Annotated in this window: 18 protein-coding genes; 8 read left to right on the top strand and 10 right to left on the bottom strand. The window is 60.1% G+C overall.

The genetic code is table 11. The features are described 5' to 3' along the window. Positions 1–344 precede the first annotated feature (344 nt). A complete protein-coding gene (locus FGE05_RS06815) occupies positions 345–1,331 on the top strand; it encodes a LysR family transcriptional regulator (protein WP_139642897.1) in 987 nt (328 codons plus the stop codon). Between the two features lie 19 nt (positions 1,332–1,350). Here the strand turns inward: FGE05_RS06815 and FGE05_RS06810 are convergent, their stop codons facing one another. Next, the gene (locus FGE05_RS06810; protein ID WP_139642893.1) at positions 1,351–1,812 is read right to left on the bottom strand and encodes a RidA family protein; all 462 of its coding nucleotides are present in this window, start codon (positions 1,810–1,812) and stop codon (positions 1,351–1,353) included. Positions 1,813–2,177: 365 nt separating this feature from the next. Continuing rightward, positions 2,178–2,603, bottom strand: coding sequence for an N-acetyltransferase (locus tag FGE05_RS06805; protein ID WP_139642890.1), 426 nt, complete (start codon positions 2,601–2,603; stop codon positions 2,178–2,180). A 310-nt stretch (positions 2,604–2,913) separates the two neighbouring features. On the opposite strand from FGE05_RS06805, the gene FGE05_RS06800 reads away from it, so the two are divergent. Further along, positions 2,914–3,465, top strand: a complete 552-nt coding sequence (locus FGE05_RS06800; RefSeq protein ID WP_139643655.1) for a cytochrome b — start codon at positions 2,914–2,916, stop codon at positions 3,463–3,465. Between the two features lie 135 nt (positions 3,466–3,600). Here FGE05_RS06800 and FGE05_RS06795 read toward each other — a convergent pair whose 3' ends face one another. Beyond that, positions 3,601–4,491, bottom strand: a complete 891-nt coding sequence (locus FGE05_RS06795) for a LysR family transcriptional regulator (protein ID WP_139642887.1) — start codon at positions 4,489–4,491, stop codon at positions 3,601–3,603. 167 nt (positions 4,492–4,658) lie between these two features. Here FGE05_RS06795 and FGE05_RS06790 point away from each other — a divergent pair, with 167 nt between their 5' ends. The 6 genes from FGE05_RS06790 to FGE05_RS06765 all read left to right on the top strand — a co-directional run bounded on the left by FGE05_RS06790 (position 4,659) and on the right by FGE05_RS06765 (position 11,188). Beyond that, positions 4,659–5,741: a 4-oxalomesaconate tautomerase gene (locus FGE05_RS06790; RefSeq protein ID WP_139642883.1), complete on the top strand. Its 1,083-nt coding sequence runs from the start codon at positions 4,659–4,661 to the stop codon at positions 5,739–5,741. 40 nt (positions 5,742–5,781) lie between these two features. Continuing rightward, positions 5,782–7,107, top strand: coding sequence for a dicarboxylate/amino acid:cation symporter (locus FGE05_RS06785; RefSeq protein ID WP_139642880.1), 1,326 nt, complete (start codon positions 5,782–5,784; stop codon positions 7,105–7,107). Positions 7,108–7,246: 139 nt separating this feature from the next. Beyond that, complete coding sequence (locus FGE05_RS06780) at positions 7,247–8,551, top strand: CitMHS family transporter (RefSeq protein WP_139642878.1); 1,305 nt, start codon at positions 7,247–7,249, stop codon at positions 8,549–8,551. Between the two features lie 90 nt (positions 8,552–8,641). Continuing rightward, complete coding sequence (locus tag FGE05_RS06775) at positions 8,642–9,895, top strand: OprD family porin (RefSeq protein ID WP_139642876.1); 1,254 nt, start codon at positions 8,642–8,644, stop codon at positions 9,893–9,895. A gap of 101 nt (positions 9,896–9,996) precedes the next feature. Beyond that, positions 9,997–10,689: a type 1 glutamine amidotransferase domain-containing protein gene (locus FGE05_RS06770; RefSeq protein WP_139642873.1), complete on the top strand. Its 693-nt coding sequence runs from the start codon at positions 9,997–9,999 to the stop codon at positions 10,687–10,689. A 73-nt stretch (positions 10,690–10,762) separates the two neighbouring features. Next, positions 10,763–11,188, top strand: coding sequence for a DUF1810 domain-containing protein (locus tag FGE05_RS06765; RefSeq protein WP_139642870.1), 426 nt, complete (start codon positions 10,763–10,765; stop codon positions 11,186–11,188). Between the two features lie 4 nt (positions 11,189–11,192). Here the strand turns inward: FGE05_RS06765 and FGE05_RS06760 are convergent, their stop codons facing one another. The 7 genes from FGE05_RS06760 to FGE05_RS06730 are packed head-to-tail and all read right to left on the bottom strand — an operon-like array spanning position 11,193 to position 19,334. Continuing rightward, positions 11,193–12,455, bottom strand: coding sequence for a TIGR02270 family protein (locus FGE05_RS06760; protein WP_139642867.1), 1,263 nt, complete (start codon positions 12,453–12,455; stop codon positions 11,193–11,195). Between the two features lie 37 nt (positions 12,456–12,492). After that, positions 12,493–13,401 carry a hypothetical protein gene (locus tag FGE05_RS06755; protein WP_139642864.1) on the bottom strand — a complete coding sequence of 303 codons (909 nt, stop codon included), beginning with the start codon at positions 13,399–13,401 and terminating at the stop codon, positions 12,493–12,495. 10 nt (positions 13,402–13,411) lie between these two features. Continuing rightward, positions 13,412–14,494, bottom strand: coding sequence for a PAAR-like domain-containing protein (locus tag FGE05_RS29795; protein WP_175362671.1), 1,083 nt, complete (start codon positions 14,492–14,494; stop codon positions 13,412–13,414). Further along, a complete protein-coding gene (locus FGE05_RS06745; RefSeq protein WP_139642861.1) occupies positions 14,494–15,534 on the bottom strand; it encodes a beta-ketoacyl synthase N-terminal-like domain-containing protein in 1,041 nt (346 codons plus the stop codon). Before FGE05_RS06745 ends, FGE05_RS29795 begins: the two co-directional genes overlap by 1 nt. Further along, positions 15,531–16,643 carry a DUF2169 domain-containing protein gene (locus FGE05_RS06740; RefSeq protein ID WP_139642859.1) on the bottom strand — a complete coding sequence of 371 codons (1,113 nt, stop codon included), beginning with the start codon at positions 16,641–16,643 and terminating at the stop codon, positions 15,531–15,533. Before FGE05_RS06740 ends, FGE05_RS06745 begins: the two co-directional genes overlap by 4 nt. A 14-nt stretch (positions 16,644–16,657) precedes the next feature. Then, positions 16,658–17,116 (bottom strand): DUF6484 domain-containing protein, encoded by a 459-nt coding sequence (locus FGE05_RS06735; protein ID WP_139642856.1) that lies wholly within the window; start codon positions 17,114–17,116, stop codon positions 16,658–16,660. 16 nt (positions 17,117–17,132) lie between these two features. Then, entirely contained in the window at positions 17,133–19,334 is a 2,202-nt protein-coding gene (locus FGE05_RS06730) for a type VI secretion system Vgr family protein (RefSeq protein ID WP_139642853.1), read from the bottom strand. Positions 19,335–19,581 lie beyond the last annotated feature (247 nt).

Here is a 19,581-nt window from a genome sequence, read left to right as displayed (position 1 = left end):
GATAAAAAACGGATAGGGAGGTCATTACGCAGTTTAAAAAATTCACCACTGCTAATCGAACCTGATGAGCTTCACAGCGCCTGCTTGTTACAAATGCGTCCGACTGGCGGCGTTTACACGCCCGCCCAGCTGTTTAGCGCCGACCCGGTGAGGCGCTTACCAGCGTCTGGCGCACTAAGCATCAACCTAACTCAACTCGAGGAGGCAACAGTCGTTCATCATCACTTGATTTCGTAGCGTGCCGTTTCGCGTGCTACGGCTAGCTACCTATCTACCCCACTCGAGCATCAATAACTTTGTTCCGCCTGAGCCTTTTCGTATGATGAGCGAACACGATATTTGGAATGCTTTCAGTGAAGTCGCCACCTAAAATTGGATCATCTAGTCCCGCTGCGCCAGGTGGCGTCAAACCAGATTTCAGTGATGCTGTAGCCCAGCTTTCGTGGGACGACTTACGCATCATTAAAACGCTAAGCGAATGCGCCAATCGCGCTGACGCTGCCAAGAAACTGGGGATCAACGTTTCTACCGTTTCGCGCCGAGTGACCCAGGTTGAGAAAACACTTGGGGTGGCACTGTTCGATCACCGTCGCTCTGGATATATGCTCACTGCTGAAGGTGCGGAGTTGCGAGCGCTCGCCGAGCGGGTCGAGCTGGATATCGTCAGTGTTGCACGGCGTGTTTCACGGGCGGGTCAGGGGCCACTCGGAAAGCTTCGGATCACCACCAGTGATTCGTTACTGCTGTACTTCCTCACGCCCATCATCGCGCAGTTCAAGGCCCTGAATGAAGGGATAGCGATTGAGGTACTGGTAGGCAATCAGACATTGAGTCTTGCCCGAGATGAGTCGGATATTGCGGTAAGAGCGACCAACAAACCAGCAGAAAGTCTGGTGGGACGAAAGCTCGCGACAATTGCCTGGGCGCCATACGGCAGTGATAAAAACGCGCCGACCTCAACACCTTTCGCAGAAGGCCAGGCGTGGGTGTCCTATTCAGCTGCCCTATGCGGCCTCAAGGCAGCGAGCTACGTCGATAGCCGAGTTGCCCCTGACTGCATTTCCTACCGCACCGATTCGGTTGCCGCAGCGAGCGCTGCCATTGTGGCTGGTCTTGGTTTTGGATTCCTTCCCTGCATGCTGGGTGACATCACGCCCGGGTTGGTGCGCGTCGGCCCCGTTGTGCCTGAACTTCAGGACGGGCTTTGGCTGCTTACTCATCAGGACATTCGAAGGTCATGGCGAGTCAAAGCATTCATGACGTTTTGCGCAGGGGCTGTCGCTGAATTAAAGCCCTTGGTCGAAGGGCAGCGAGCTCTCCCGGTTTCGTAGACGGAACCGGGAGCACGTCTTAGTTGGCGCCCGAGCCAATGACCGCCTTGCAGACAATTTCGATCAACTGCGATCGCTGTGCGAGCCTCGATACGCCGATGATATTGCTTGCGCACTGGGGCCGCTCAGTGCCAAAGGCGGCCTTGCGAACATTGCCTACCACGGCAAATGCCGCGTCCATGTCCAGCACATAAAGCGTTTCTTCGACGACGTCTTCAAGTGTCGCGCCATACAGAGCGAGCAACTTGGCGATGTTGTCGTAGGAGACGCGCATTTGCTCCCCCATCGAAGAGAAATCACTGGGCTTGCCTTCGCTATTCAGCGGTGCGGGAGCGACCAGGTTGCCATCTTCATCGTGGTTGAATTGGCCGGATATATAGACTTCGTTGCCTATCTGTCTGGCCTGGGGATAGCCGTAGCTTTCTTCCCATGCCACACCCCAGTAAGCGGTTTTCTTTCCAAACGGTTGCGAAGCTGCCATTGCATTCTCCTGGCGTAGAACAGGCTGCTCGCACAGCGGCAGTCCGAGTTGTGGGAAGGCGAAGACTAGCACCGCAAATGCTCTTTCAATGGCGCATTAATGCGCCGACACAGACGCATTGATGCGCCCCCGAAGTCGTGAGTGATCAGTTACCTTGCACTCGAATTCGGTGCGGCACCCATCTGCGAATAACGTTCCGCGAACGTCAGCAGATACGCGATAGGCACCCTTAAAAAGATTTGAGATGGGAACTCCATACCCAGAGCTTCAACGAAGCCGATGAATGATGTCCGTCGTCTACGGTTTTCAGTAGCTCATCAAGATGTATGGAGATGGCGACCTTGGAAGTGCGTGATAAGGCGCTGTCAGCACAGCCGCTTCTGGAAATAAAACCGGGTATGTCCCGGCGGATAATCCACCAGGCGTCCGAATTCGGAATAACCCAGTTTTTGATAAAACCCCGGCGCCTGGAAGCTGAAAGTCTCCAGCCAAATACCGATGCAGTGCTTCTCCTTTCCGACTTCTTCTGCCATGTGCATCAGGCGTTCTCCGATACCCTGACCACGCATCGACTCTGGAACACTGACGAGATCGATGAGTAGCCATCGATAAGAAATTTTTCCATACAGTCCACCCATCACTTCATTGCTGTCTGGGGCTCGTAGCAACAGGGCGAACGTCTCGTGTGCATCGTCCCCACCATTGGCCAGGTTATGGGCCAGCAGCGGATTCAAGATTCCTAACCGCTCTGCTTCAGTCACATTTTCCGAAAGTTGGATGTTCAAAGGCACGGTGCTCTCCCTGAGCGATAAGCAAACTGGCTCAACAAGGTAGCTTATTTTTTCCATGCCCAGGCGAATCAGTGAAACTCTTTATGCTCTTTGTATGGACGGGTTGGAGGGCCGCTTTTGGCCCAGTCCGCCCACGGCTGGCGGACAAATGATGGCAATGATGCTCATGCGCGCAGAAACAAGTTAACGAGCGCTCTGCCTTCAGATTGCCTTAAGGATGGACTGGCAGGGTGGCGGCATCGGTTCGCTGGGCAACCGGAGACTGTCGAATGAGTCGACCGTCGAGAAGGACAATCACGAGGCGCTTCCTATGACCCGCGACAAAGGCATACCCCGTTATGGAAAACTTTCAATCACCCTGCATTGGCTGATGCTCGTGTTGTTTGTCGGCGTGTACGCGTGTGTTGAAATCAAAGGCTTCCTGCCCAGGGGCAGCGAAGCACGTGGCCTGCTGATGGGCTTTCACGGTCTCTTCGGTCTGAGCATTTTTGCTCTGGTGTGGGTGCGACTGCTCGGCCGCCTGACGCCACGCCCACCGGTCACCCCGAAACCGCCTGCATGGCAAACCGGCATGGCTCACCTGATGCATCTGGCTTTGTACGTGCTGATGATCGCCACGCCGCTACTGGCCTGGATGATGTTGGCCGCTGGAGGCAAACCGTTCCCGTATTTCGGTTTCCATTTGCCGGCCCCGGTGGCGATCGATCCTGACTTCGCAAAGCGCCTGAAGTATTGGCATGAACTGTTGGGCAGTACCGGCTACTGGCTGATCGGTCTGCATGCGGCGGCGGGACTGTTTCATCACTATTGGGTAAGAGACAACACGCTGACTCGGATGTTGATTGAGCGAGATCATTCCTGAGGCGCAAGTCACGCTCGTCTTGGCACTCAGGAGGTACTGACTTCGTTGGCGAGCGAACCGTTGCGGCGCAGCCGGGCGCAGGTGACTGACCCAAAGCGTGCTGAGTTTGAGGACTGTCCCTGCCGCGGACCGCTCTTACTGCGGCCACTGCTCAAGCAGGATCGAGACAAACTTCTCGGCGGCGGGGGACAAGGAGGCGCCTCGTCGGTAGACCAGACCCAGTGATCGGTTGACCACCGGCTCGATCAGCGGCACGCTGACCAGGGTCGGATGGTCCCCGGCGGGCATCGCCAGGCTGGGCATTGCCGACACCCCGAGGCCTGCTTCCACCAGCCCCAGTGACGTGGACAGGTGTTGCACCTCGTAGAACCACTGCGGACGCCAGCTCAGGCCCGCCAGGGCGTGATCGAGCAGCATCCGATTGCCACTCAGGCGACCCACCCCGATCAGGCGATAGTCGCTGAGTTCCGACCAGGTGACGGCGCTGCGCCCAGCCAATTCATGATCGCGGCGGCAGGCCAGGACAAAGGGTTCGTTGACCAGGGGCACGAATTCGATGTCCGGGTGCTGGCCGCTCATCATGTTGATGCCAAAGTCGGCTTCGCCGCGCAGGACCGCCTCGAGTCCTTCGTTGGCACTGAGGTCGAGCAGGCGGATGCGGATTTTCGGATAGCGCTCGTTGTACAAGCGGATCACCGACGGCAGGAAGTAGAAGGCTGCGGTGGGAATGCACGCCAGGGTCACCCGGCCGATTTGCCGCTCGGCCAGCTCGCGAATGTTGAGGATCGAATCGTCGAAGTCGTCCAGCAGACGCCGGGCTTTGGGCAGGAAGTCGCGTCCAACGCTGGTCAAGCTGACCTTGCGCGTCGTGCGATCAAGCAAGGCGGTGCCCAGACCTTCCTCCAGTTTTTTCATGCGACGGCTCAGGGCGGGCTGAGACAGGTGCAGTGCATCAGCAGCCTCGTGGAAACTGCCTAGTTCGGCGATTTTAACGAAAGATCGTATGTCCTGAAGCTCATATTCCATGCCAGATCCCATAAGCAAAGCGAGGCGTCGTGCCGATCATCCTACGACCATTCATTCGTAAAACGCAATAAAGCCTCCGATCTTTGCATTGGAAACACTTTTCAAAGCCTGCCACTCTTGCCTCCAGAACATCAATTATCCAGATTGATCAACAAGAGTTAGTGTTCATGCAGCGAATCCCTTGTGTGCTCATGCGCGGCGGTACCTCCAAAGGCCCAGTGTTTCTCGCTTGGGACCTGCCGGCCGCCATCGTTGAACGTGACGAGCTGTTGCTCGACCTGATGGGATCCGGCCATGAGCTGGAGATCGACGGCATCGGCGGCGGCAGCCCACAAACCAGCAAGGTGGCGATCGTCAGCCCATCGTTGCACCCTGAGGCAGATGTCGATTACCTGTTCGTCCAGGTCATGGTGTCTCAGCGTCGGGTCGACACCGCACCCAACTGCGGCAATATGCTCTGCGCCGTCGGTCCGTTCGCCATCGAGCAGGGATTGGTCAAGGCGGGCGGCGACCATACCCGGGTGCGTATCCGCAACCTCAATACCGGTACCTTCGTCGTTTCCGAGGTGCAAACCCCGGGCGGCAAGGTCAGCTATGAGGGTGACACCGCCATCGACGGCGTACCGGGCACTGCCGCGCCGGTGCAATTGACCTTCCTGGATGCGGCGGGCAGCAAGACGGGCAAACTCTTTCCTACCGGGCAAGCGCAGGACGTCATCGACGGCATTGCGGTGACTTGCATCGATATGGCCATGCCCATGGTGATCGTCGAAGCGAGTCAGCTCGGCAAGCGCGGCGATGAAAGCCCCGCCGAACTGGATGCCGATAAAGTGTTCCTGCAACGCTTGGAGTCCCTGCGGTTGAAAGCCGGCCTGGCCATGGGCCTGGGCGACGTCAGTGACAAGGTGATTCCCAAGCCGGTGCTGGTGTCGCCGGCCAAATCTGGCGGGACGCTCCAGGTGCGCTATTTCATGCCGCACAACTGCCATCGCGCGCTGGCGATTACCGGGTCCATCGGCCTTGCCACCGCGTGCGTGACCGAAGGCAGCGTGGCCGCCGGATTGATCGGCGGTGTCAGCGAGCCACGCTTGCAGCGGGTCCGTATCGAGCACCCAAGCGGCGGTATCGACGTTGTTTTGTCCTATGCCGGGGAAAAGGGTGAGACCATCCGCGCCTCGGTGGTGCGTACCGCGCGCCGACTGTTTTCAGGTTTCGTCTACGCCAAGGGTTCCCAGCGACTGGCCGGGTAGCCAGGCTGTCGCTGTCGTTAGCATCAGAACAATTCTAAAAATGGGTGATGCCATGAAAGTTGTTAAATCGCTCTACTTCCAGATCATCTGCGCCGTGCTGCTGGGCGTGGTGGTCGGGCATTTCTGGTCGCAACAGGCGATTGCCTTGAAGCCACTGGGCGATGCCTTCATCAAGCTGATCAAGATGATGATCGCGCCTGTGGTGTTCTGCACCATCGTCACCGGCATTGCCGGCATGAGCGACAAGCGCTCGCTGGGGCGCTTGTTGAGCAAGACGATGCTGCTGTTCCTGGGCTTGACCGTGGTCAGCCTGATCATCGGCCTCGTGGCGGTCTATGTGTTCAAGCCCGGAGCCGGGATGAACATCGACCCGACCCATTTGAGCACCCAGGGCCTGGCGCAGTACACCGACTCGGCGGCGAAGCTGGGGGTGGTCGACTTCTTCATGCACATCATTCCCGACACCTTCATCGGCGCCTTCAATAAAGGCGAGGTGCTGCCGGTCTTGTTTATCGCGGTGCTCTGCGGCTTTGCCCTGTCTTCGCTGGGTGAGCGGGGCAAACCGGTACTGGACGTACTGGAGTCGGCTTCACACATGGTGTTCAAGATCTTCTCCTACCTGATGCGTTTCGCCCCGATTGGCGCATTCGGCGCCTTGGCGTTCACGGTCGGGCAGTACGGCATCACGTCGCTGGGGAGCCTGGCCAAGCTGATCATGACCTTGTACATCGCCTGTGGGTTCTTCGTTTTCGTGGTCCTGGGCGGTATCTGCCGGGCCCATGGCTTCAGCTTGTGGAAACTGTTGCGTTACCTGCGCGAAGAGTTCCTGGTGGTGCTGGGTACCTCTTCGACCGAACCGGTGATGCCGCGGATGCTGGAAAAACTCCAGGCCCTGGGTTGCAAGAAAGGGGTAGTGGGGCTGGTGCTGCCAACCGGTTACTCGTTCAACCTGGATGGCACCGCAATCTACCTGTCGCTGGCAGCGATCTTCATCGCACAGGCCTGCAACATCGAGCTGACGCTGACCCAGACCGTCACCATGCTGGCGATCATGCTGCTGTCGTCCAAGGGCGCGGCAGGGGTGACCGGCAGCGGGTTCGTGGCGCTGGCTTCGACCCTGACGGTTATCCATGACATTCCCCTGGCCGGCCTGGCCCTGTTGATCGGCATCGACCGCTTCATGTCAGAGGCTCGGGCACTGACGAGTCTGGCAAGCAACGCGGTGGCGACCGTGGTGATTGCCCTCTCGGAGAATGCCTGCGACCGCCAGGTGCTGTTGCAGACCCTGGATGGCAAGCCTTCCCCGTCAGTGGTCCAGGCGACAGATGACGCCTGGGACGACGTCAAGGCCGCGAAACACCTCTAGCCGGTCACGGCAAACTCGATATCTCGGCGCAGCATCATTCCTGAATTCTGCCAGGCACACTGAACGTGTCGCCTGGCAGGTTGGAAGGCGCGCGCCTGGGTGTTGGTAAAGCTACGAATAACAACAAGAGAACTGACCTATGCTCGCTTTACTTGGCTTGGCCATGGTGGTGGTCTTCACCTTCCTGATAATGACCAAACGCCTGTCGCCGATCGTGGCCCTGACGATCGTGCCCATTGTCTTTGCGGTGATCGGCGGGTTCGGCGGCACCACCGGCAAAATGATGCTGGACGGCTTGAAGATGGTCGCACCTTCGGCCGCCTTGCTGCTGTTCGCGATCCTGTTTTTTGGCCTGATGATTGACGCCGGCCTGTTCGATCCACTGATCCGCAAGATTCTCAAACGGGTCAATGGCGACCCGATGAAAATCGCCGTCGGCACGGCCTTGCTGTCGCTGGTGGTGGCACTGGACGGCGATGGCACGACGACCTACATGATTACCTGCGCCGCCATGCTGCCGTTGTACAAGCGCATCGGCATGAACCCGATGATCCTGGCGACCGTGGCGATGCTCTCCCTGAGCATCATGAGCGGCATGACCCCCTGGGGCGGCCCGGCGACCCGTGCGATTGCCGCACTGGGCCTGGATGCCGGCGATTACTTCGTGCCCTTGCTGCCGACCATGATCGGCGGTGCGCTGTGGGTGGTGTTCACCGCATTCCTGCTGGGCCGTGCCGAGCGCAAGCGCATTGGCAACGTCCAGCTGCAAAGCGGCGGCGGGGATTGCTATATCAAGGCAATCATCGAGGACACCCCGCACAAGCGCCCGAAACTGGCCTACGTCAATCTGCTCCTGGTGATCGCGGTCATGGCGGCTCTGGTGATGGGGCTCATGCATTCGGCGATCCTGTTCCTGATCGGGTTCGTCCTGGCGCTGATGATCAACTATCCGCAACTGGACATTCAGAAGGAGCGCATTCTTGCCCATTCGGGCAACGCCATGACCGTGGTCCTGCTGGTCTTCGCTGCGGGCATCTTCGCCGGGATTTTCTCCGGGACGAAAATGGTCGACGCACTGGCACAGACTCTGGTCGATTGGATTCCGCCCTCGTGGGGACATCTGTTCCCGCTGGTGGTGGCGATCACCAGCATGCCGCTGACCTTCGTCCTGTCCAACGATGCCTACTACTTCGGCGTCGTGCCCATCCTGGCCAATGCCGCTGCTGCGTATGGGATCGATCCGGTGGAAATCGCCCGGGCGTCGATTCTCGGTCAACCGGTGCACCTGATGAGCCCGCTGGTGGCTTCGACTTTGTTGCTGGTGGGCATGGTCGATCGTGACCTTGGCGACTTCCAGAAAGCGACCGTCAAGTGGGCCGTGCTCACGTCCCTGGTGATTACCGCGCTGGCCTTGCTGACCGGTGCGCTGACCCTGTTTTCCTGAACCACCCGACACCTTCTTTTGCGCCTGTCACGCCTCGTCGCCGAGGTGTGCGCTGGCTTGCACGCCAAATAACAACAACGAGAAACCGATATGCACACTTCTCTGATCCGTGGGACTGTATTTCCTATGCTTGGCCTATTGCCGCTGGCTGCCGCCAACGCCGAGGGTTTCATCGACGACAGCAAGCTCAAGTTGCAACTGCGCAACGTCTACTTCAATGAAAACTTCCGCGACGAGCACGGGATGAGCGCACGAGCGGCGCGAACCGCGAAGAGCGAGCGCACCGAATGGGCCCAAGGCTTCCTCTTGGATTACCAATCCGGTTTTACCCCCGGCACCGTTGGCTTTGGCGTCGATGCCCTGGGTTTGCTCGGCGTCAAGCTCGACTCCGGACGTGGCCGCAGTGGCACCGGCCTGTTACCTGTGCATGACGATGGTCGTGCCGCCGATGAGTTTGCCAGCGCGGGCATGACCGCCAAGGCCAGGGTGGCCAAAACCACCCTCAAGTACGGCACCTTGTTGCCCAAGACTCCGGTGCTGATCTACAACGATGCACGGCTGTTGCCGCAGACCTACCAGGGCATGCAGATCAGCAGCACCGACATCGACAATCTCGCCCTGACCGGGGGGCATCTTGAGCGTTTCAAGCTGCGGGACTCCAGCGACAGCATGCCAATCGTGCCTGACGGCTATGGTGGCGATCAGTCAGGTGACTTCAACTACGCCGGTGCCGATTACAAGCTGGGGAAAAATACCCGCTTGAGCTACTTCTACGGCGAGCTTGAGAACTTCTACCGACAGAACTTTGCCGGCATCCAACACGACCTGCCGCTGGGCAGCGGGGTACTGACCAGCGACCTGCGCTACTTCAACAGTGTCGATACAGGTTCGGCCTACGGCGGCAAGATCGACAACGACATGCTCAGCGGCCTGCTGTCCTACGCTGTTGTCGGCCATACGTTCAGTGCTGGCTACCAGGCGCTCAGCGGCGAGGCCGGCTTGCCGTACATCAGCGGTGCCACGGTCTATTCCTTCAGCAATGTCGGGATTGGCAAGTTCATCGAGGAAGACGAGAAGACCTGGATGCTCGGCTATGGCTACGATTTTGCCCGCCTCGGCGTGCCTGGCCTGACGTTTTCCAGTCGCTACCTGAGCGGCAACGATGGCAAGTCCAACAGCACCGTGAAGGAATGGGAGCGTGATGCCGAAGTCGCCTATGTCGTGCAGCAAGGCACTTTCAAGGGGCTGGGGGTGAAGCTGCGCAACTACGTCTATCGTTCGGATTTCTCACGGGGCCGTGACAGCAATCGAATCTACTTCACCTACGATGTCGCGCTTTGGTAGGACGTTGATCCAACCGGCTTGAACGTCTGCCTCAATGTGGCCTCTGAGAGTAATGCAGGGCGAGCCCACTTCGCCCGTTTACCCTCGGAGGCTGGATGCACATGAACATTCTGATGGTTCTTACCTCTCACGATCAGTTGGGCGACACCGGCAAGAAGACCGGTTTCTGGCTGGAAGAATTCGCCGCGCCTTACTACGTGTTCGTCGACGCCAAGGCTTCGGTCACGCTCGCGTCTCCAAAGGGCGGGCAACCACCGCTGGACCCCAAGAGCAACGAAGCAGACGCGCAAACCGATGCGACCCGTCGCTTTGGCACGGATACCCAGGCCCAGATGGCATTGGCCGACACGGTGCCGCTGGGTGAAATCGATCCCTATGATTTCGATGCGGTGTTTTATCCAGGAGGCCACGGCCCGCTCTGGGATCTGGCCGAGAGCACTGACTCCAAGGTCCTGATCGAAGCCTTCTACGAGGCGAATAAACCTGTTGCCGCCGTCTGCCACGCCCCCGGGGTGTTCAAGAACGTTAACGCACCGGACGGGCAGCCGATTGTGCAAGGTAAAAAGGTGACGGGATTCACCAACTCCGAAGAGGAGGCGGTAGGCTTGACGCAGGTGGTGCCATTCCTGGTGGAAGACATGCTCAAAGCCAAAGGCGGCGAGTATTCCAAGGCTGCGGACTGGGCCAGTTATGTGGTGGAGGACGGGCATTTGATCACCGGTCAGAATCCGGCGTCTTCCGAAGCCGCCGCCCATGCGCTGCTCAAGCGTCTGAAGCAGGAGCTGTCTGCCTGAGTCATGGGTCATTCGCTGGAACGGACACTGCCGGCTGCGAACGATGCGGCCGGCGGGTGGAGGGATACGCATCATGTATGACGTTTACAATCTGTCCCGTTTTGTCGAAGCCCAGGGCCCGGTGTTCAACCGCGTCATGGATGAGCTGCGCTCAGGTCGGAAAACCAGTCACTGGATGTGGTTCATATTTCCGCAACTGCGGGGGCTTGGTCGTTCCGATATGGCCGCTCGGTTCGCCATCTCTGGCGTGGCCGAAGCCCGCGCGTATCTGCAGCACGAAGTGCTCGGCCCCCGGCTGGAGGCGTGTGTGAGCACTGTCCTGCAACACCACGACCTGAGCGCCGGGCAGCTATTCGGCTCGCCCGACGATCTGAAGTTTCGCTCCTGCCTGACGCTGTTCATGGCGGCGCAACCCGAGTCCGCCCTGTATCCGCAGGCGCTCGATCAGTTCTATTCGGGTGAGCCCGATTCCAAAACGCTTTTGCTGCTGGGTGACTGACGGATCAACGCCCGAACGTCGCCGTCATGCCCAGCAACCGCTTTTGCCGCCAGGTCGGCGCGCTTGTGGGGAAAAGCACCTCGTTCGGCCGATAACGGGCCAGACCGCAGGCGGCGGCGATGCGCTGGCGTTGCTGGCCGCGAACCAGTGCCTGTGCAAACGTGCGTTCACTGTGGGCCAATCCCAGCAGGTAGCGGGTGCCGACCTGCCACTGCCCGTTGTTGGCTTGCCACCAGGTTTCGATGGACCGAGGGTCGGGCCAGGGCAGGTTTTCATCGGGGTCCATGGCGACGTTCGGGTCCGCGGGGTTGTCGTTCGGGCCTGTGTCGAAGTCCGGCAGTTCTTGCAATTCCAAGTCGAGTAGCGCCAGGTCGGCGCCGATGATCAGGCTGAAGGCTTCGCCGGCCACACGGGCGTAAGGCAAGTCGCTCATCTGTTGGATCAGCCAGGGCACGCAGACCGGATCACCCAGCAATCCAAGGGCCTGGATGCCGACGCGTCGGTGCCGGGGATCCTGTACCAGTTGGCGTATCCAGGCGATGCTGGGCTCCCGTTCCTGCCAGGCCAGCAACACGCAGAGGGCGCGGTATTGAAATTCGCCCGGCTGCTCGGCGACTTGGCGCAGGGGCTCCAAGGCCTGCTGATCACCCATCTGGACGGTAGCCCAATTGGCCCAAAAACACGTGGCTGGATCCGGGTGTCGGCAGTGGGCACGGAGGTTGGGTAGCAAGTCGCGCCGGCGCAGTTCGCCGGCGGTGCGGGCGGCACGGGCCAGCACGCTTGGGTCCGTGTCGCACAGCCCTTTAAGCAGGGCGGGGCCCGGGTCGTGCCGATGCATGCCGCAGGCGGCCAGGCCGAGTCGGCGAAACATCGGCTCAGGGGCGGCGAGCATGCGCTCGATCCAGGGCGCTAGCCGTTCCCAGTCAATCCAGCCCAAGGCCATCAGATAACCACGTTCCGTTTCTGGGGCACGTCGCAGGTGTTCGCTCAACTGCGACAACACTTTCCCATTGGCTGTCTCGAAGGCCAGTACCACACAGGCGAACATCTCGCCGATGGCATGGGGGCCGAGCTGCGCCAGGAGCATTTCCAGGCCGTCATGGGCTGCGATACGCAACCCGTCGAGGTGAGCATCGAGGCGGTTGTCGAGTGTGCCGAGGTGTTCGATGTCGTAGTGGGGGGCGTGCAGGGCATCGTCCCGCAGATTGGCGAGGAAGCTGGCTTCTTCGGCGTGTTGTTCGATTACCAGGGACAGCGAGTCGCTCATGGGATAGGCATCGCAATGATAACGGCGATGCGCAAACTCACGTGTTGTGTGGGCATATCACCCGCTCCCACTGATGGCCGTCGAACTTGAGGAGGTCGTCGATACCAAAGGAGTAAAGCAGCCCATCTGCCGTATCCAGTTTATGGGCGCCGGGAGGAGGGGTGAGGCCCGTGTCGACATCGAAGAAGGCTTGCCCGTCATAGCGAACGAGGCCATGCACGTGGGAAATGTAGAGTTGCCCGTCGTACAACGCCATGTCCCAGAAATTCAGGGTTCTCTCTGTGTCGAGAACATGCCACTGATGGCGATTGCCAACCAGCAACAGACCGTCATTACCGCAGACGTAAACCTCGTCTTCGCTTTTGCACAGCACGCGAGACAGAGGACGGTTGGTGGGGGAGTCCAGCGAGTTCCAGCGTGAACCGTCGTAGTGCAGGATGAGGCCTTTTTCTCCCACGGCATAAATGTTGTCGTGGGCCAGCCCATCCAGGCTTTCCAGGGTAGGCGAGCCGATCTTTGCCCCGGCTGGGCTCATGCTTGCCCAGGCTCCGTTCGAATGTCGATAGACCTGGGATGACTGGCCGCAGATGTACAATTCGTTGGCGATTTCCCGGATGCACAGCAGCTCGCCAAGGCGGCCTGTTTCAATGCGATCGTTTTCGAACTTGCCTCGGATATTGGCGAGGGTGAAGTCCGCCGAGCCAGACGTCACGTGGCGAAGGTTGCCATGGCGTCCGAGCATCCAGAGGCTGTTGTCGCTGCGCCTGAAGCAGACGGACCCGATGACATCGTTGTCGACGTCGTTGTAGACCCAGTTGTCATCGAAGCAAAAGGCGACCCTGGACATTTGCTCGCCCGGCAGGGAGTTGTATTGTGCAGGCACAACGATTGTGCCGGCCTTCACAACCAGGCCGCAGGTAAAAAACAGGGAGTCTTCATTGTCCATGATGGTTTCTCTATATCAATGGGGCCGGGTTCTTCGGCTTTTTTTCAAGGGCAGGTGCGCGAACTTCTCCCCTGCGCATCCCTGATTTTGGACCCACCCCCAGGTCTTGGTGTCCCTTGTCGATCTGGGCCTTGAGGCAGTCCTTGTCGCAGCCCGTCTCATCGGCGACCGCTTGTGCCGAGAGATCACTGATTTCGGCGTAGGTGAAGTCATCGCGACCATTCAACATCGCGTCTCGCTTGACCACGTAGCCGCGGCCGATACGTCCATGCTGCATGAGTTTATCTGTCGGCCCTTCACGGGAATTGTGGTCGGCGCCCTCTACGCATATGCAGGGTGCCTTGTTGTGGTCATAGGTGGGCACGAAAGGATCGCCGCGAACTTTCAGCTTCCCGGTCTTCGGGTTTATGGGGCGAGGGGTCGACAGATCGGCCACCGGCACCGGGTGGTGCGGCGTCTTTCCTCCGCACTTGGAACAGCGGCTCTTTGGCGAGTTTGGTACCAGCATGCACTTGCGTGCTTCACAACACTCGGGGCTGGTATTGTCGGCCGGGCCAGGTATGGCTCCGCGTGACAACGACTTGGCCGGTGGAGGACAGGCGGCCTTTACCTTCTTCACGTTTCCTGACTTGACGCAGGGATTTTCGGGATCCGCCATGGCCACCGCATCCAGATAGGGCCATGTCAGTGTGTTGGCCGTCGAACCATGGTTATGGGTGGTCAGGTCCATGTTTCGCACGACGTTCTCGCCTTCGAACTTCACATTCATCGACCAGGCCGTGAAGTAGACCTTCCCTTTGATCTTATTGGTGATGATCCCCTTTTTCGGCGCATTGCCAGCCTCATCCCCATAACTGGTCTTGAAGTAGCTCTTATCCTTGAGCATGGCCTCCTTGCCACTGATCTTCACGGTTCGCGTGCCCCGGGTGGTGTCCTTGGCCATGCCGGTATTGGGGTAGGGGATGGGCACGCCAAGCGGAGTGGCCGCGGTTTGCGGCGGGGTGAAACACACATCCGGAAAGCAGGCCACGGACTTGCCATCCGCCGCCTTGCAAGACACTTCCATGTTGTTGGCGTAGACCTCGTTCGCCATCACGCAGCCCTCATGTTCTGGTAACTGAGCAGCGCCACGGCGCGTTCGCCGGCGTCGTTGCCGAGATGGCAGAAGATATTCGGGCCTTCGCCGTAGCCCTTGCGACTGGCGGCCAGGGCCACGGCAAGCATCACCGGGCCGATGGCGGCGCCGACTTCACCGATGCAGTCGGCCGGATGCCAGAGGTGGAAGAACTCCTTGCGTACCCGCAGGCTGCGGCCCAAGGCCAGGGCCGCTTCCTTGAAGTAGTACTGCTCGCCGGACAGGTCGGTGAGCCGATAATCCATCTGCTCCAGCCCACAACCGGCCTCGCTCAGGGCCGCGCGTACGGCTTGAGTCAGGCCTTCGGCGCGCAACGGAATGTCTTCGGCTTCCACCGTGGCCTTTTCCATGCCGAAGCCCAAGCCTACGCACATCAGTTGCGCATCTGCACTGGCGACGGGAGAGGCCAGCACCACGGCGCTGGCGCCTTCGCCAGGGATGAAACCGTTGGAATTCTGGCTGGTGAGCAAGCGTTGGCGCGCTTCGAAGGCGTCCAACGTCGGGGCGCTGAGGAAGGAGTCGACGCCGGCGACCAGCACATGGCGGTGGCCGCCCTGGTAGATCAGCGTGCGCGCATTGAGGAGCGCCACCGCGGCACTGACCCGACCACGGACGATGACGTTGGAGCTGGGATGAAAACGCAGGCCCAGCTCGGCTTCGATGGCGTGCAACAGCCCCTTGTCGAGACCTTCGAGGCGGCCGGGGCGCTCGGCTTCCGCCAGCCCCAGCAGCAGCGGGGTGCTTTGTGGGTCGACGCCCGGGGTGTCCTGCAAGGCCTCGGCGATGGCGCGGGCCGCCATCTTGATCAGCTTGATGCGACCGCGCCAGGGCTGCTCCAAGGTCACGCTGGCAGCGATCAGCCATTCACCGCCGCGGTCGATAAAGCGGGTCTCCTGGAAATTATCGATGGCGCAGCGGATCGCCGCGCAGCTCGCCGGCGCGCTGAGGCCGACCGCGCTGACCATGCCGGAGCCGACGATGCAAAGCGCGCTCATCAGTCCGTCTCCTCGGGCGCCTGCCTGGCTTTTACCAGGGAAGAGAGCGACGGGTAGTAGTTCTTGCCCAATTCACGGGCTCGCCACCAACCCGCGGACATGCTCCCGACCAGCACCTGAGCGATCTCGAACAGGTTGCGCCGCAGGGGCCGGGAAACACGCCAGGTCAGCTGTACCTGACCCGCGTCCGTGTCGATCAGCAAGGTATCGATCACCGCTTGCACCGTGTCATGACCGCCTTTTTTCAGGCAGAAGGTCACCGGTACTTCCATTTCAGGGATGCGAAAGCCGGCGCGCTCCAGGGGGGTGAGGTTCAACAGCAGCACATCCTCGCCGCCGCGCAGGTAATCGGTATGTTGATCGGCAGGGGCGGCCTGGAAGTAGCGATTGTCGAAATCACCCGGCAAAAACGGAAAGCAGTCCGCCAACCAGGCATCGTCGTAAGTACCGGCGAAACGGGCGCGTTGCGGCCAGCTACGGCCGATGGGGCCGAGGGCCATGGGGCGGAAGTGACCGCAAGGGCTGTCGACTGGCTTGCCCGGTTCCTCGGTGTTCGGCATGGGTCTGCCGATGATGACCGTGCTGTCCATGCCGCCAGGAAACCAGCCGCGACCGCTCGGGTTGTCCGGGTAGCACTGCTGCATTTCGGGGGCGTTCACCCTGGAGTGAGTGCCGCCGAAAGCCTGGGCATACGTGATGTCCTGTTCGGTGAATGGCTGCGGTGAGCCGGGAGAGACGCCGAGCATTCCCTGTTGCCATTGCCGTGGGCCGAAGACGGAAAAGGCCTTGCTGACGCGGCCGACGCGAATGCCTGCGGTCAACTGTGTCACGGGGCGGCCGCCGGGCGCATGGGCCTTGCCGCACACCAGCACATCGCAACATGGCTTGAGCGGCGCAAAGTCCATCTCCCGCAGCGGCGCGCTGAGGCCCGGCTCGCCGAAAAAGGTGTCGGCCATCAGTAGCGGTTGCTGGACGTCGGCGAGGGTCGCGACGCGGCCGTCCAGCGGCAGATTGAATGTGCCCTTGACCACCACGACCAGGGATTCACGGCCATCACTGGCCATGCCCAGGGTATAGGCAGCAAGCAGTTTGCTGGCGTTGAGCAGCTCCATGGTCCGACTACCTTCTAGTTGATCTGCACCGAACCGCCCTTGATGCGGTTGACCCCGCTGGAGCGGCTGGAGAGGTAGGCGCCACGGATGATCACTTTGCCCGCGCGGGTCAGGGTGATGCTGGCCTTGCCGCAGCGCAGGACGATTTCCCGCTCGGCGGTGAACTCCAGCCGTTCACCGTCCAGGTGGGCAAGCGCTGGCGCTGCAGGCTCCTCCAGGCGCTGGATGCGGCCGATCACCAACGGCCGTGCCGGGTCGCCCGCCTCGAACATCAACGCGACCTGAACGCCGATGTCTTCACGGGTCAGCGGGGTGGTGGTGCGTGCGACTAGGCCTGTTTCACCGGGACAGCCGGGAAACGCCACCACCGGGGCGTCCACCTTGGGCACGTCCAGCAATACGCCAATCACCACGCCGTCCACGCGCATCGGCGCGCAGGTGGTGGCTGAGGGTAGGTGGTATTCAACGGTCATAGCGGCCACTCCATGGCTAGTTCTGCAGGATCTTCTGGCCTTTGACGACGACGTTCCTGTTGGCCTTGATGTTGATGGCGCCGGAGCCGTCGAGGGTGATGTTCTTGCCGCTGATCATGATGGTGCCGTCCTTCTTCATGGTGATGCTGGCGGCTCCCGTGGTCAGCGTGATCGAATCGCCGGCGGTGAGGGAGAAATGCTTGCCCACATCCAGGCTGTCGTTCTGCTTGATGTCGGTGCTGCGGTTCTGGGCGACGTCACGGGATTCGTTCTGGCCGATCTGGGTGTTGTGGTTACCGTTGATATCGGTGTTCTGGTTGCCGCTGATCTCGATGCCTTCGTTGCCCTTGACCGATTCGTTGCGGTTGCCGGAAATGCCGATCGTCTCGTTGCCGCCCACGTCCTCGCTGCGGTTGCCGACGACAGTGATGGTTTCGTTGGCGCCGACCTTCTCCGTGCGGTCCGCTCCGATGGTGATGGTCTCGTTACTGCCGACTTTCTCGGTACGATTGACGCCGATGGTGATTTTTTCGTTGTTGCCCACATCCTCGGTACGGTCCACGCCGATGGTGATGGTCTCGTTGTTGTCCACCGTCTCCTTGCGGTCGTGTTTGACGTGCACGGTTTCGTCGTTGTCGATGGTCTTGCTGCGGTCATGACCGACCCAGTGGGTTTCGTCGTTCTCGACCTCGATGTCCTGGTTCTTTTCGGCGTGGATGAACAGCTGCTCCGCGCCTTTCTTGTCCTCCATGCGGATCTCGTTGAAGTTCGCCGGTGAACCGCCCTTGCTGGAGCGGCTTTTCACCCCGCTCTGGGTGGCATTGGCGGGCAGTCCATAGGGCACGGTCTGTTCGGCGTTGTAGACGCGGCCAGTGATGATCGGTCGGTCCGGGTCGCCTTCCAGGAAACCGACGATCACCTCCTGGCCGATCCTTGGAATCTGCACCGAACCCCAATTCTTGCCGGCCCAGGCTTGGGACACCCGGATCCAGCAGGAGCTGTTCTCGTTGGATTGGTCATGACGGTCCCAGTGGAAATGCACTTTGACCCGGCCATATTGGTCGGTCCAGATTTCCTCGCCACTGGGACCCACCACCACCGCCGTCTGCGGCCCGCGAACAATGGGCATGGGCGTCAGCGGGAGAGGGCGGAAGGCCTGGTGGGCGTCCATGCAGTCCAGTTCGCTGACGAACTGTTCGGTGAGGTCCGACTGCCCGCTTTCATAGGGATCCTGGCGAATCTGGTAGCGTGCGACCACCACTAGGTACTCGCGATTCTGGTCTGCCCGGTCGTAACCCGTCAGTGTGAACAAATGACCGGAGCCCAGCCCACGAACGAGACCGCGCAACTGCACCCGCTCGAACTGACTGTGGATGGCTTCGATACGGGTACGCGCGTAATGCTCGCCGTCGTTGCTCTGCAGGTATTCCCCGGGATAGTCATAGAGCGGGTAGTCGCCGTTGCTGTGGCCGCGCATGACACTGGAGCGCACTTCAAGGCTGGCACGCGGGCGCTGGAAGTCATAGTCGTTCAGCGCCAGGGAACCGGGTTGGACTTCCCGTGCCAGTTGCCAATCGTAGAAATGATCCCGTTCGCGCATCTGTCGATCAGGCGGATAGAAGGGAACCGAGGCGTAGTCCGGCACCGTGGTATGGGCACCATAGGCATCGGCCAGCACCAGTACATGGCGGGCCTTTTCATGCCGGAAGTAATAATAGATGCCTTCCTGTTCCATCAATCGGCTGACGAAGTCGAAGCTGGTTTCGCGGTACTGCACGCAGTATTCCCACTCGCGATAACTGCCGCTGAGGCTGTCTTCGAAGTCGGAGAAACCGAGGTCGCGGAACACCTGCTTGATGATGTCCGGCACTGTCTTGTTCTGGAAAATCCGGCAATCCGACGTGCGCGTGAGCAACCAGAACCAGGGCCGCAGCGTGACACGGTAACCGGCGAACTGGCCGTGTCCGGTCAACTGACGGCAACTGCAGACCATCCCGTGGAAGTAGCGTTTAGCGCCTTCGTACAGCTCCAGGGTCAAGCCCATGGGCTTGCCCAACAACTGATCGAAGGTGATCGCCCGGTCTTCGGAGGTCAGATCCAGTTCATAGTGAAAACACCGGCCTAATTCTTCACTGCCTTCCATGCTTTGCAGCAGCAGGACGTTACCACCAAGGGGGCTGTCGACCTGCACCAGGCGGGTGTTTTGCGTGATTGGCATCAACGGCGTCCTCTGGCTCGGGTTCGGACGTCAGCGGGCAGTCTTGACTGCATATCTATCTATCACAGGATGATCTCCCTATCGGTCTATTCGGCGCTCAGCCCCATCTGTCTTCTACGGATCGGGGTTGTCGAGCGCTTTAGGTTCTGTACGAAAAGCCTTGATACTCGTTCATGCTGCGTTGAAAGCAGCCTCGGAATGCTCATGTACTCCAGTACAGTCGGACGCGATCCCGGCCGTTCCACGG

Origin of the sequence: Pseudomonas sp. ICMP22404 (assembly GCF_006227205.1) — a bacterium.
GTDB lineage: Bacteria > Pseudomonadota > Gammaproteobacteria > Pseudomonadales > Pseudomonadaceae > Aquipseudomonas.
This window is presented reverse-complemented; position numbering and strand designations above follow the sequence as displayed.